Below are 12,157 nucleotides of genomic sequence, written 5' to 3' on the forward strand. Positions count from 1 at the left end.
GGCGGCGGTAACCGTTTCATCTGCAACCACTTTTCAGCCGTTGGAAGCCATGAGCAAGACCCCCGCCGATAAGCAAGCCACGCTGGCCGAGGCGCGCACGCGCATCGACAGCATCGATCAGCAACTGCAATCGCTCATCAGCGAGCGCGCCCGGTGGGCGCAGCAGGTCGGCCGGGCCAAGGGCCCGCTGAAGGCGGCGGTGGAGTATTACCGACCCGAACGGGAAGCCCAGGTGCTTCGCGGCGTCATCGATCGTAACGACGGCCCGCTGCCCGATGGCGAACTCGTCCGGCTGTTCCGCGAGATCATGTCCTCGTGCCTGTCGCAGCAGCAGCCGCTGAAGATCGGCTTCCTGGGTCCGGAGGGCACCTTCAGCGAGCAGGCCGTGCGCAAGCATTTCGGCCATGCCGCCTACGGCCTGCCCCTGGGAAGCATCGAGGAGGTGTTCCAGGAAGTGGCCGCCGGCAATGCCGATTTCGGCGTGGTGCCCGTGGAGAACTCCGGGCAGGGCATGATCCAGATGACGCTGGACATGTTCCTCGTGTCGAAGGCGACGATCTGCGGCGAAGTCGAGCTGCGCGTGCACCAGAACCTGCTCTCGCTCAGCGGCGAGCTGACGGACGTCAAGCGGGTGTACTCGCACCCGCAGTCGCTGCAGCAATGCCAGGGCTGGCTGCGCGTCAACCTGCCGCATGCCGAGCGCATCGCGGTGTCGAGCAACGCCGAAGCCGCGCGCACCGCGCGGCTGTCGCCCGAGTCGGCGGCGATCGCCGGCGAGACCGCCGGCCGCGTGTACGGCCTGAAGACCGTCGCCGGTCCGATCGAGGACCGCTCGGACAACACCACGCGCTTCCTCGTCATCGGGCGTTCGATCTTCCCGCCGTCGGGCAACGATCGCACGTCGTTGCTGGTGTCGGTCCGCGACAAGCCCGGCGCGCTGTACGACGTGCTGAGTCCGCTCGCGAAGGAAGGCATCAGCATGAACCGCATCGAATCCCGCCCTGCCCACACGGGCAAGTGGCAGTACGCGTTCTTCATCGACGTGTCGGGGCACGTGGACGATCCCGCCCTGCAGAACGCCCTCGAGGCCATGAAACCCGCCGCCGCCGACGTGCGCGTGCTCGGTTCCTACCCCGTCGCCCTGCCATGACCGCCAGCTTCGACGCGGCCGCGCTCGCCAACCGGGCGACGTCGGCCCTGCGCGCCTACGATCCCGGTCACGATCTTCCCGCCCTGCGCCTGCGCTTCGGCGCGGTGCTTTCCGAACTCGGTTCCAACGAGAATCCGCTCGGGCCCAGCAAGCTCGCGATGCGCGCGGCGACGCGCGTGCTCGAGGACATCTGGCGCTATCCCGATCCGCTCGGCGCGTCGCTCAAGGCGAAGCTGTCGTCGGAACTGGGCCTCCCGGTGTCGGGCATCACGCTCGGCAATGGATCGCATGAACTGCTGATGCTGCTGGCGCAGTGTTTCGCCGACGCCGCTCATCCGGTGGTGCACTCGCAGTATGGATTCGCCGTTTTCCCGATCGCCGCGGCGGCCGCCGGCGCGCCAGCGGTCGCGGTGCCCGCTTTGCCCGCGGATCATCCGGAGGCACCGTACGGCCACGACCTCGATGCCATCGCGGCGGCGGTCACGGCCGATACGCGCATCGTCTATCTCGCCAATCCGAACAACCCGACCGGCACCTGGTTCACGGATGCCGCGCTCGAGGCCTTCCTCACGAAAGTTTCCAGCGACACCCTCGTGGTCGTCGACGAGGCGTACCACGAGTACGTGGATGCCGAGGGGCTGAGCACGGGCCTGCACCTGCTCGCGCGCTTCCCGAACCTGATCGTCACGCGCACGTTTTCCAAGGCGTACGCGCTGGCCGGCCTGCGTATCGGATACATGCTCAGCCATCCGTCCGTCGCCGCCGTATGCGAGCGGCTCCGCGAGTCGTTCAACGTCAATGGCGTCGCGCTGGCCGCCGCGGAAGCCGCGCTCTCGGATCACGAACACCGCGCCCGCGTGCGCGAAACGAACCGGCGCGACCGCGACTGGCTCGCCGGTGAACTGACGGCGCGCGGCCTGCGCGTGCTGCCGTCGCAGACCAACTTCCTTCTCGTCGACCTCGGCCGCGATGCGGCGGACACCGAGGCACATCTGTTCGAACGCGGCGTCATCGTCCGGCCCATGATCGGATACCGGCTGCCGCATACGGTGCGCGTGAGCGTCGGCAGCCGCGCCGAACTCGAACGCTTGCTGGAGAACCTGCCATGACGCGCCTCGACTGGATCAGCGAACCCACCGGAACCGAGCTGCTGGGGGAGGTCGTCGTGCCGGGTGACAAGTCGGTGTCGCACCGCGCGCTGATGTTCGGCGCGATCGCCGAGGGCGTATCGCATATCCGCGGCTTCCTCGAAGGCGAGGACACGCGCGCCACGGCGGCGATCCTCGGCAGGCTCGGGGTGCGTTTCGAAACGCCGGCGCCGGGCGAGCGCATCGTCCATGGCGTGGGCCTGCACGGCCTTCGCGGCACGTCCGAGCCGCTCGACTGCGGCAACGCCGGCACGGGCATGCGTCTGCTCGCGGGCCTGCTCGCGGGACAGGCGTTCGATTCGGTGCTCGTGGGCGACGAGTCGCTGTCGCGCCGGCCGATGCGCCGCGTGACGGATCCGCTGACGACGATGGGCGCGTCGATCGACACCAACGACGGGCGTCCGCCGCTGCGGATCCACGGTGGTGCGCCGTTGCGCGGCGTCACCTATCGTTCGCCGGTGGCCAGCGCGCAGGTGAAGTCGGCCCTCTTGCTTGCCGGCCTCTACGCCGACGGTGCGACGGAGGTGATCGAGCCGCACCCGACGCGCGATTACACCGAGAGCATGCTGAAGGCGTTCGGCTGGCCGATCGACTACGCCCCCGGCCACGCGCGTTTGGAAGGCGGCCACACGTTGCGCGCGGTGGACGTCGAAGTGCCCGCGGATATTTCCTCGGCCGCGTTCTTCATCGTGGCCGCGTGCATCGTGCCGGGCTCGTTGCTGCGCCTGAAGGGCGTGGGACTCAATCCGCGTCGCACCGGGCTCCTCGCGGCCCTCGAGCTCATGGGGGCCGACATCACGGTGGAAAACGAACGCACGAGCGGCGGCGAAGCCATCGGCGACCTCGTGGTCCGGCACGCCCGCCTGCGCGGCGTGGCCCTGCCGCTGGACATCGTCCCGGACATGATCGACGAGTTTCCCGCGCTGTTCGTCGCGGCGGCCGTCGCGGACGGCATGACCACGATCCGTGGCGCGGCCGAGCTGCGCGTGAAGGAGTCCGATCGCATCGCCGCCATGGCCAACGGGCTGAAGGCGTGCGGCGTGCTGATCGACGAGTTGCCGGACGGCGCGATCATCCGCGGCGGCAGGATCGGCGGTGGTTTCGTCGACAGCCACGGCGATCACCGCATCGCGATGAGTTTCGCCGTCGCCGGTCTCGTCGCCTCGGCACCGATCACGATCGGCGATTGCGCCAACGTCGCCACGTCGTTCCCCGGCTTCATGGAACTGGCCAACCTGACGGGGTTCGATCTGCATCCGGCGCCGTGACGGCCCCTCCGCGCCGGACGTTCCACGCCGCGCGCGGAGGCGTTACGCTTTCCATCTCCCGCAGCCGGATGCCGCCATGGCCGAGAAGATCCCTCCGTTCGTCGTCGTGGTGCCCGCCCGCTACGGTTCCACGCGCCTGCCCGGCAAGCCGCTGCTGAAGATCGCGGGAGAATCGATGATCCGCCGTGTCGCCCGCCGCGCGACGCAGGCGGGCGCGGCGCAGGTGGTGGTGGCCACCGACGACGATCGCGTCGCCCACGAGCTGCGCGGCTGCGGTGACGACATCCTCGTCTGCATGACGCGCCCCGACCATGCGTCGGGCAGCGATCGCATCGCGGAGACCGCCTCCAGCTTCGGCTGGCCGGAGGACACCGTCATCGTGAACCTGCAGGGCGACGAGCCCTTCGCGCCGGCGTCGGGCATCCGCGCCGTGGTGGCGACCCTTGCGGGCGACGACGCCCCGATGGCGACCCTGGCGACCCCCATCGAGGACATCGACGAGCTGTTCGACCCGAACGTGGTGAAGGTCGTGCGCGGCGCGAACGGACGGGCGCTGTATTTCACGCGCGCGCCGGCGCCCTGGGCCCGCGACGCCCTGGCCCACGACCGCTCCATTCTTCCCGGCGGCGTGCCGTTTCTCCGCCACATCGGCATCTACGCCTACCGGGCCGGCTTCCTCCGCCGGCTGGCCGCGCTCCCGCGCACGCCGCTGGAGCAGGCCGAATCGCTGGAGCAGCTTCGGGCCCTCGAGCATGGCTACGCCATTTCCGTCCGTCCGACCCCGGAGCCGTTCCCGCCGGGGATCGACACGGCCGAGGACCTGACCCGCGCCGAGCGCTGGCTGGCGGGGCAGGGGCGCGGGCTGTAGGCGATTTCCGGTCTCCGGCGAGGGCTTCGCGGGCGCCTTCTCGCGGCCCGCGCCGGGCGCGCCGCCATGGGCCCGGACGTAATCTGTCCCCCGTCGCCACACGCACCCCTGACAGGACGGCGGCGCATCCATGGACGGCGACGCCGGCACGACTCATCCACGTGCCGGCGTCTTTTCGCGTCGGGCATGCGCCGACGCGGTAAAATGGCGGCATGGAGCACACCGAGTCGCACCCGTTCGACGGCAAGGCCTTCGTCCGACACCTCACCACCTCGCCCGGCGTCTACCGCTACTTCGATGCGGACGACGAGTTGCTGTACGTCGGCAAGGCGGCGAACCTCAAGAAGCGCGTCGGCAACTACTTCCTGAAGCCGCCGATGGACCCGCGCATCGCGTCGATGGTGTCGCAGATCGCGCGCGCCGAAGTCACGCTCACGCGCACCGCGGGCGAGGCGCTGCTGCTCGAGTCCCAGCTGATCAAATCGCTGAAGCCGCGTTACAACATCGTGCTTCGCGACGACAAGAGCTACCCGTACATCTTCCTCTCCGGTGGCGAGGATTATCCGCGCCTCGCGTTCCATCGCGGGGCGAAGAGCGCGCCGGGGCGCTATTTCGGGCCGTACCCGAGCACGTTCGCCGTGCGCGAGAGCCTCGGCCTGATGCAGAAGCTGTTCAAGGTCAGGCAATGCGAGGACAGCTACTTCAAGAATCGCTCGCGCCCTTGCCTGCAGCACCAGATCGGTCGCTGCAGCGCACCTTGCGTGCGATTGATCGAGGTCGACGACTACCGCAACGACGTGCGCCACGCCGAGATGTTCCTCGAAGGGCGTAGCAGCGCCGTGATCGACGAGCTGGCCGTGTCGATGGAGCAGGCCTCGCGCGACCTCAAGTTCGAGCGCGCGGCGGCACTGCGCGACCAGGTCGCGGCGTTGCGCAAGATCCAGGCGCAGCATTTCGTGCAGGGCGCGAGTGCCGACATGGATGTGATCGCGTGCTGCATGGAAGGTGGCATGGCATGCGTGAGCGTGCTGTTCTTCCGCAACGGCGTGAGTCTCGGCTCGCGCGACTTCTTCCCGCGGCTGCCCACGGATGCCTCGGTGTCGGACGTCCTTTCGCAGTTCATCGCGCAGTACTACCTCGAGCGCCAGGTACCGCGCGAGCTGGTTCTCAGCGACGCCGTCGAGGACATGGACGTGCTTGCGCAGGTGCTGTCGGAGCACGCGGGCTACGTCGTATCGCTGAAACCCAGCGTGCGCGGCGAACGCGCGCGTTTCCTCGAGATGGCGCAGCGCAACGCCAGCGCCGCGCTGACGTCGCGGCTCGCCAGCCGGCACACGCTGCTCGTCCGCTTCGACGACCTGCAGAAGGTGCTGGAGCTCGACGCGGCGCCCCGGCGGATCGAGTGCTTCGACATCAGCCATACGCGGGGCGAGCTGACCGTCGCATCGTGCGTGGTCTTCGGTCCCGAAGGCCCGGAGAAGTCGCATTACCGGCGCTTCAACATCACGGGGATCACGCCCGGCGACGATTACGCCGCCATGCATCAGGCGCTCACCCGCCGCTTCAAGAAGGTGGTGGAGGGCGGCGCCAAGCCCGACATCCTCCTGATCGACGGCGGCACGGGGCAGGTGGCCCAGGCCGTCGACGTCCTGCGCGGGCTGGGTGTCGACGGTATCCGCGTGGTCGGTGTCGCGAAAGGTCCGGGTCGACGCGCCGGCGAGGAAACCCTCGTGCTCGCCGACAGCGGGAAGACGCTGCATCCCGGTACGTCGTCGCCCGCGCTCCACCTCGTGGCGGCGGTGCGCGACGAGGCCCACCGCTTCGCGATCAGCGGTCACCGCCGCCGACGCGAGGCGGCTCGCGAGCGGAGCACGCTGGAGGACGTGGCGGGCGTGGGCGCGCGTCGCCGCGCGGCGTTGCTCAAGGCCTTCGGTGGCCTGGCGGGTGTCGAGGCCGCGGGCGTGGAAGAACTGATGAGCGTCAAAGGCATTGATCGCGGTCTCGCCGAACGCATCTATGCCATGCTGCACCCCTGATCGAACGGAGGCGTGGCCATCCACCCGCCTCCCGCCACGGCCGAACTCATGCGAATCAACCTACCCACCTGGCTGACCCTGTTCCGAGTGCTCCTGCTGCCGGTGATGGTCGTCGTCTTCTACCTGCCGTTTCGCGGAGCGAACCTGACGGCTGCGATCGTCTTCGTTCTCGCGGGCGTCACGGACTGGCTCGACGGTTACCTCGCCCGGCGAATGAACCTGACCTCGGCGTTCGGCGCCTTCCTGGATCCGGTCGCCGACAAGCTCATGGTCGCGGTCACGCTCTTCCTCCTCGTGCAGTCGCATCCGGGCGGGTGGCAGGGCGTGCTGATGGCCGTGACGGCCTCCGTCATCGTCGGACGCGAGATCAGCGTGTCGGCGCTGCGCGAGTGGATGGCGCAGATCGGTGCCCGTTCGAAGGTGAAGGTCGCCTTCCTCGGCAAGCTCAAGACGGCGATGCAGATGGTGGCGCTGGTGGTGCTCCTGCTGCAGAAGGACGCGGAGACGCTGCGGCTGTACCACATCGGCGAGGCGCTGCTGGTGATCGCGGGCGTGCTCACCATCTGGTCCGGCCTGGACTATCTGCGTGCCGCCTGGCCGAGCTTGCGCGGGGATTCGGGCGACGTGAAACAAACCGAAAAAAAACCGGTGCAAAGTGGTTGACACATTCCCGATCTGATCTAAAATAGCTGGACAACGACGCGGGAATAGCTCAGTTGGTAGAGCACGACCTTGCCAAGGTCGGGGTCGCGAGTTCGAGTCTCGTTTCCCGCTCCAAGTATTTCCACAAAGCCTCGGGGAACCGAGGTTTTGTTTTTTAAGCGCCACGCGGATATTCTTCGCGCTGCGCAAGCGATGGCCGGGTGGCAGAGTGGTCATGCAGCGGACTGCAAATCCGCGTACGCCGGTTCGATTCCGACCTCGGCCTCCATCGCCGCGACACAATTTAAGCGGGAATAGCTCAGTTGGTAGAGCACGACCTTGCCAAGGTCGGGGTCGCGAGTTCGAGTCTCGTTTCCCGCTCCATGTACTCACAAAGCCCCGGCCATGCCGGGGTTTTGTCTTTTCGGGGCCGCACGGATATCCTCCGTGACTCGCATCTGCCCGGATGGCGAAACCGGTAGACGCAAGGGACTTAAAATCCCTCATCCGAAAGGGTATGTGGGTTCGAGTCCCACTCCGGGCACCAACGCGCCGTCCGTACGTAGCTGTCCCGATGACGCAGACCAGCCAGCACGATGCTGGCTTTTTTTGTGCCCCGAATTCCATGGCCGCGGATCGAAGAGCGTTCGTATTCGAGTGCGCGGCGTCTCTCGCCCCCGGGGTCGTCGATACATCTGCGACGTTGGGGTGGAGACAGGCTCATCCCCGTCAGTGTCACAACGGCGGGTCGTGAATCGTCTGGGTAGTGATCGGCCGGCATGTCGCTCGGTCGCACACCTGTATCGATGAGGATCCTGACGATGAATCGCGCCAACTGGTTTACCGTTTCCCCCGAAGGCGCCAAGGCGCTCGGCGGCTTGCATCACTTCGTCACCACGGGCACCGCGCTGCCGGCGAAGCTGGTCCACCTCGTTTTCCTGCGCGTGTCGCAGATGAACGGGTGTGCGCATTGCATCGACATCCATTCGCGGGATCTCATCAAAGCGGGCATGTCGATCGACACGCTCGTGCTGGTACCGGTCTGGCACGAGGCCGCCTACCTGTTCACGGACCAGGAGCGTGCGGCGCTGGCGTGGGCCGAGGAGGTGACGCGCGTGGGTGAAACGCAGGCTTCCGACGAGGCGTACGCCGCCGCCGCTGGCGTCTTCTCCGAGAAGGACCTGGTCGACCTGACCCTCACCATCGCGGCGATGAACGCGATCAACCGGATGGGCGTCAGCTTTCGCCTGAAGCCGCGGGCCAGGCCCGATCAATGAGCTGTCCGGCGCGCCCGGTGGCGCCGTCGCATCAAATGTAATATCGTTAGTTACATGAACCGCGACAGCCGACTTTCTTCCATCCTGCACGTCATGCTCCACATGGCGCACAGCGATCAGCCGCTCACGTCCGGCCAGCTGGCCTCGTATCTTTCCACCAACCCCGTGCTCGTCCGGCGCGTGCTGGCGAATCTTCGCGAGCTCGGCTACGTGTCGGCGAGCAAGGGACATGGCGGTGGTTGGGTCATCTCGTGCGATCTGAATGAAGTCACGCTGCACGACATCTACACAGCGGTGGGGGCACCCACCGTCTTCGCGATGGGCAACCGCGTGGAGCATCCGGAGTGCCTGGTGGAGCAGGCCGTGAACAACGCACTGAACGAGGCGTTTCTCGAGGCCGAGGCCTTGCTCGTGGCACGTCTTTCGACGATCTCGCTCGCCGACCTGTCCACGGATTTCAACCGTCGTCACATCGTGCAGCACAAGGGACACGCACATGTCTGAGGATACAGCGGCGTCCGCGTTCGACGTCATCGTGGTGGGCGGAAGCTATGCGGGTATGTCGGCCGCGTTACAACTGGCCCGGGCGCGGCGTCGCGTACTGGTCGTGGATGCGGGACGGCGCCGCAACCGCTTTGCCGATACGTCCCACGGCTTTCTCGGCCAGGACGGTGTCGCACCGGACGTCATCGCGTCCATCGGCAAAGCCCAACTGCTCTCCTATCCATCGGTAACCTGGGTCGAGGGCAGCGTGCAACATGCGTCGCGCGTCGATGACGCGTTCGAGGTCCATCTCGAAGCAGGTGACCGTCACATCGGCAAGCGGTTGATCCTCGCCGTGGGTGTCACGGACGAGCTGCCCCCCATCGAGGGTCTGACCGAACGCTGGGGTCGACATGTCTTTCATTGCCCGTATTGTCATGGTTATGAGTTGGATGGGGGTCGCATCGGCGTGCTTGGCGTGAGCGCCATGTCGATGCATCACGCGTTGATGCTTCCGGACTGGGGCGCGACGACGCTCTTTCTGAACGCTGCCTTCGAGCCGACGGCCGAAGATCTGCGGGCACTGAACGATCGTGGCGTCGTGCTGGAGCGTTCGCGTGTCGTAAGGCTGTCGGGCGACGCGACGGTCGAACTGGCGGACGGACGACATCTCGCAATGGATGGCCTGTTCACGTTGTCCCGCACGGACGTCGCATCGCCTGTCGCGGCGCAACTCGGCTGCGCGTTCGAAGAGGGACCCATGGGGCCCTTCATTCGCAATGATGGCGTGAAACAGACCTCGGTGGAGGGCGTCTTCGCCTGCGGGGACGCGGCGCGGATGGCAGGCAGCGTCGCCTTCGCTGTCGGTGACGGTGCGCTTGCGGGCGTTTCCGCGCATCGCAGTCTGATGTTCGGCCTGCAGGGCTGAGGTCCGCACCACCCACCCGGAGCCGGGCGAAGGACCCGCGGCGGCGGGTTGCCAGCCTGCCGCGCCTCTTGCACCATCGTCGTATCGTAAGGGAGCGAGCGACCACCGATGGCGAATGCGCTGAAGGTAGGGGCCCACTGGGCCGTGATCGAGACCACCGCGACGTCGGATGGTCAGTGGCGCGCGCAATGGGCTCTCTACAAGGAACTCGCCGCCGCGATGGAAGTTGGTCAACCCGAACGCATCCGCTCCGCGGTCTCGGGGCGGACGGCCGGTTTCCGTGTCGAGGCCGATGCCCTCCAGCAGGCGGAAGAGGATGCCGCACGGACCGAGCGCGTGCTGAGCGGCACCTACGTCATGTAGAGATCCTGAGGGCAGGGCGGCGTGTGTCTGCGAAGCGCGTAGGCCGGATGGCCATCCTGGCGAGGGCCACGGCAAGTCGCTTTCTTCGTTTTGTAGGATTACGCCTACAGACGCGTCACATTCCGGCCGGTAATGTAACGTCCGGTCAGGGGACAGAGGCTCGAACGTGCCAGGAAAGACGAGACATCGGGCGGTGGCAGCATGACTGCGCTCGCAACCATTGGCGTGTTCGCCTTCTTCATTACGCTCGTGAACCTTCCGAAGAATGCCGGGGCCCGGATTCCGGGCGTACGGACCGCGTTCCGCCGGCGCCGCCCGGGGCCGTGACGAAGCGATCACCGGTCCGGCCCGATCATGCGCCGCGGCGACGCGTCGATGGGACGACGGAGCCGCATCGACCCGTCGGAGCACGCCCGTGATCGAGACCATCGGCAACTACACCCTGCACGTCACCACCACCCAGGCCGACGGTCGCTTCAGCGGCCGCTGGTCGCTTGCCCGCAATGACGACGCGCCGGGTTCGGCCGCACGCGAGGAAGACGTGGTGGGGCCGTTCCCCGACGAGGTATCGGCGCGGGAAGCCGCACGCGAAGCGGGCCGGGCCCGGATCGATCGGCTGCGCGGGTAACCCTGCGCCACCGCGCGCCGGATCCTGATCGTCCTCTTCCACGACGGACGTGGGCGCTTGCCGGAATTGCCTGCAATTTGCGGCGTATCGGAGGGCCGTTTTCACGCGGCCGGCCGACATGCTGCGGCACTATTTCGTCAGGGGATCCACGGGGACGAATCGATGTGGGGATTGCTCACACCGGAGCAGCAACAGGCGTTGCTCAAGCTCAGCGATACGCGGCACCTGTGCGTGGGGACATTGTCCGAAACGGCGTGCCGCGAACTGCAGGCGCAGGGCCTGGTCAGGCAGAACGACGACGGTTGCTGGCGCCTCAGCGCCAGCGGACGCGAGCTGGTGCTGGGCGCGGCCCAGCGGACCTGACGATCCGGCGATGCGAATGACGCAGCGCGACACCACCGCGTTGCGCTAAGGTGGCTCGCAGACAGCCCTTCGCATTCGGGAGCAATGCATGGTCAAGCCCGTCGCCGCGCGCGGCCTGCACAATCTGGTGGTCCAGCAACTCGGCCGGTTGATCGTCAGTGGCGAACTGGCGCCTGGCTCGGGGTTGCCGCGCGAGGAAGTGCTCGCCGAACGCCTGCAGGTGAGCCGCACCGCCTTGCGCGAGGCCATGAAGGTGCTGGTGGCGAAGGGATTGATCGAATCACGGCAGCGCACGGGCGCCAGGGTGCGCGACGAGGTCAACTGGAACCAGCTGGATGCCGACGTGCTCGGCTGGCGTTGCGCCTCCATGCCCACCGACAGTTTCGTCGAGAAACTCGTGGAGATGCGCGAGCTGATCGAGCCCGGCGCCGCGGCCGCGGCGGCGAAGCGCAGGACCGAAGCCCAGCTCGCCGACCTCAAGGCCGCGTACGAGGCGATGGCCGCGTCCGCGGACCTCGATGCGTGGGCCGAGGCGGACCTCGCCTTCCACCAGGCCCTGCTGAAGGCGACGAACAACGAGCTGATGGTGTCGTTGTTCTCGGTGATCGAAACGGCGCTGGGCACGTTCTTCCTGCTCTCCGCTCGCAACGCCGGGAATTTCAAGGCCGCCTTGCCCTATCACCAGGAGGTCTACGAGGCGGTGCGGCGCAAGCGCCCGGAAGTGGCGCGCAAGGCGATGGCGTCGATGGTGGCCGAGTCGCGCGAAAACATGGGCAAGCGGCCCCGGAAGAGGCGCGCCTCCGCCGAAGCGTGATGCATGTCGCATTCGCCGGGCTTGCCGCGCGGTGGGGTCTCGAGCCACCGCCGGCAGCAGAGAACGGCGAACCGCATGGTATGACTGCCGTCATCGCGAATGCTGCGACGCAGCTTGCGCCTCGCTACTCATAAAATACTACAATTAAGTCGCTAGATAATCCGCGGCACCCGAGTTCCAAGGGCGCCA

Annotated in this window: 13 protein-coding genes and 4 tRNA genes; all 17 read left to right on the forward strand. The window is 67.2% G+C overall.

Features of this window, described 5'->3' with window-relative positions:
- Positions 1–49: 49 nt before the first annotated feature.
- The 17 genes from pheA to J2X58_RS01875 all read left to right on the forward strand — a co-directional run bounded on the left by pheA (position 50) and on the right by J2X58_RS01875 (position 11,968).
- Entirely contained in the window at positions 50–1,150 is a 1,101-nt protein-coding gene (gene pheA / locus J2X58_RS01795) for a prephenate dehydratase (RefSeq protein WP_310046115.1), read from the forward strand.
- The gene (hisC, locus tag J2X58_RS01800) at positions 1,147–2,259 is read left to right on the forward strand and encodes a histidinol-phosphate transaminase (RefSeq protein WP_090054461.1); all 1,113 of its coding nucleotides are present in this window, start codon (positions 1,147–1,149) and stop codon (positions 2,257–2,259) included. Before pheA ends, hisC begins: the two co-directional genes overlap by 4 nt.
- Complete coding sequence (gene aroA / locus J2X58_RS01805; RefSeq protein WP_310046116.1) at positions 2,256–3,566, forward strand: 3-phosphoshikimate 1-carboxyvinyltransferase; 1,311 nt, start codon at positions 2,256–2,258, stop codon at positions 3,564–3,566. Before hisC ends, aroA begins: the two co-directional genes overlap by 4 nt.
- Positions 3,567–3,642: 76 nt before the next feature.
- Entirely contained in the window at positions 3,643–4,434 is a 792-nt protein-coding gene (kdsB, locus tag J2X58_RS01810) for a 3-deoxy-manno-octulosonate cytidylyltransferase (RefSeq protein ID WP_310046117.1), read from the forward strand.
- A 212-nt stretch (positions 4,435–4,646) separates the two neighbouring features.
- Entirely contained in the window at positions 4,647–6,470 is a 1,824-nt protein-coding gene (gene uvrC / locus J2X58_RS01815; RefSeq protein WP_310046118.1) for an excinuclease ABC subunit UvrC, read from the forward strand.
- Positions 6,471–6,518: 48 nt separating this feature from the next.
- A complete protein-coding gene (gene pgsA, locus J2X58_RS01820) occupies positions 6,519–7,133 on the forward strand; it encodes a CDP-diacylglycerol--glycerol-3-phosphate 3-phosphatidyltransferase (RefSeq protein WP_090055814.1) in 615 nt (204 codons plus the stop codon).
- 38 nt (positions 7,134–7,171) lie between these two features.
- Positions 7,172–7,247 (forward strand) — tRNA-Gly (locus J2X58_RS01825).
- Positions 7,248–7,327: 80 nt separating this feature from the next.
- Positions 7,328–7,401: transfer RNA gene (locus J2X58_RS01830), tRNA-Cys, on the forward strand.
- A gap of 19 nt (positions 7,402–7,420) precedes the next feature.
- Positions 7,421–7,496: transfer RNA gene (locus J2X58_RS01835), tRNA-Gly, on the forward strand.
- A 76-nt stretch (positions 7,497–7,572) separates the two neighbouring features.
- Positions 7,573–7,659, forward strand: a tRNA-Leu gene (locus J2X58_RS01840).
- 232 nt (positions 7,660–7,891) lie between these two features.
- Positions 7,892–8,389 carry a carboxymuconolactone decarboxylase family protein gene (locus J2X58_RS01845; RefSeq protein WP_345784555.1) on the forward strand — a complete coding sequence of 166 codons (498 nt, stop codon included), beginning with the start codon at positions 7,892–7,894 and terminating at the stop codon, positions 8,387–8,389.
- A 54-nt stretch (positions 8,390–8,443) separates the two neighbouring features.
- Positions 8,444–8,893 carry an Rrf2 family transcriptional regulator gene (locus tag J2X58_RS01850; protein ID WP_310046120.1) on the forward strand — a complete coding sequence of 150 codons (450 nt, stop codon included), beginning with the start codon at positions 8,444–8,446 and terminating at the stop codon, positions 8,891–8,893.
- Positions 8,886–9,800 carry an NAD(P)/FAD-dependent oxidoreductase gene (locus J2X58_RS01855; RefSeq protein WP_310046123.1) on the forward strand — a complete coding sequence of 305 codons (915 nt, stop codon included), beginning with the start codon at positions 8,886–8,888 and terminating at the stop codon, positions 9,798–9,800. The genes J2X58_RS01850 and J2X58_RS01855 overlap by 8 nt, the downstream gene beginning before the upstream one ends.
- A 108-nt stretch (positions 9,801–9,908) precedes the next feature.
- Positions 9,909–10,163 carry a hypothetical protein gene (locus tag J2X58_RS01860; RefSeq protein ID WP_090054447.1) on the forward strand — a complete coding sequence of 85 codons (255 nt, stop codon included), beginning with the start codon at positions 9,909–9,911 and terminating at the stop codon, positions 10,161–10,163.
- Positions 10,164–10,578: 415 nt separating this feature from the next.
- Positions 10,579–10,791, forward strand: a complete 213-nt coding sequence (locus J2X58_RS01865; RefSeq protein ID WP_090177843.1) for a hypothetical protein — start codon at positions 10,579–10,581, stop codon at positions 10,789–10,791.
- Between the two features lie 162 nt (positions 10,792–10,953).
- The gene (locus tag J2X58_RS01870) at positions 10,954–11,154 is read left to right on the forward strand and encodes a hypothetical protein (protein ID WP_310046124.1); all 201 of its coding nucleotides are present in this window, start codon (positions 10,954–10,956) and stop codon (positions 11,152–11,154) included.
- A gap of 88 nt (positions 11,155–11,242) precedes the next feature.
- Complete coding sequence (locus J2X58_RS01875) at positions 11,243–11,968, forward strand: FadR/GntR family transcriptional regulator (RefSeq protein WP_090054442.1); 726 nt, start codon at positions 11,243–11,245, stop codon at positions 11,966–11,968.
- Positions 11,969–12,157: the final 189 nt, after the last annotated feature.

This window comes from Luteibacter sp. 3190 (assembly GCF_031456385.1).
Classification (GTDB): domain Bacteria; phylum Pseudomonadota; class Gammaproteobacteria; order Xanthomonadales; family Rhodanobacteraceae; genus Luteibacter.

Excerpts from the sequence above, each read along its gene's own strand:
- uvrC (WP_310046118.1), top strand. The coding sequence starts at position 4,647 with ATGGAGCACACCGAGTCGCACCCGTTCGACGGCAAGGCCTTCGTCCGA.
- aroA (WP_310046116.1), top strand. The coding sequence starts at position 2,256 with ATGACGCGCCTCGACTGGATCAGCGAACCCACCGGAACCGAGCTGCTG.
- J2X58_RS01860 (WP_090054447.1), top strand. The coding sequence starts at position 9,909 with ATGGCGAATGCGCTGAAGGTAGGGGCCCACTGGGCCGTGATCGAGACC.
- J2X58_RS01855 (WP_310046123.1), top strand. The coding sequence starts at position 8,886 with ATGTCTGAGGATACAGCGGCGTCCGCGTTCGACGTCATCGTGGTGGGC.
- J2X58_RS01870 (WP_310046124.1), top strand. The coding sequence starts at position 10,954 with ATGTGGGGATTGCTCACACCGGAGCAGCAACAGGCGTTGCTCAAGCTC.
- hisC (WP_090054461.1), top strand. The coding sequence starts at position 1,147 with ATGACCGCCAGCTTCGACGCGGCCGCGCTCGCCAACCGGGCGACGTCG.
- kdsB (WP_310046117.1), top strand. The coding sequence starts at position 3,643 with ATGGCCGAGAAGATCCCTCCGTTCGTCGTCGTGGTGCCCGCCCGCTAC.
- J2X58_RS01845 (WP_345784555.1), top strand. The coding sequence starts at position 7,892 with ATGTCGCTCGGTCGCACACCTGTATCGATGAGGATCCTGACGATGAAT.
- pheA (WP_310046115.1), top strand. The coding sequence starts at position 50 with ATGAGCAAGACCCCCGCCGATAAGCAAGCCACGCTGGCCGAGGCGCGC.
- J2X58_RS01850 (WP_310046120.1), top strand. The coding sequence starts at position 8,444 with ATGAACCGCGACAGCCGACTTTCTTCCATCCTGCACGTCATGCTCCAC.
- pgsA (WP_090055814.1), top strand. The coding sequence starts at position 6,519 with ATGCGAATCAACCTACCCACCTGGCTGACCCTGTTCCGAGTGCTCCTG.
- J2X58_RS01875 (WP_090054442.1), top strand. The coding sequence starts at position 11,243 with ATGGTCAAGCCCGTCGCCGCGCGCGGCCTGCACAATCTGGTGGTCCAG.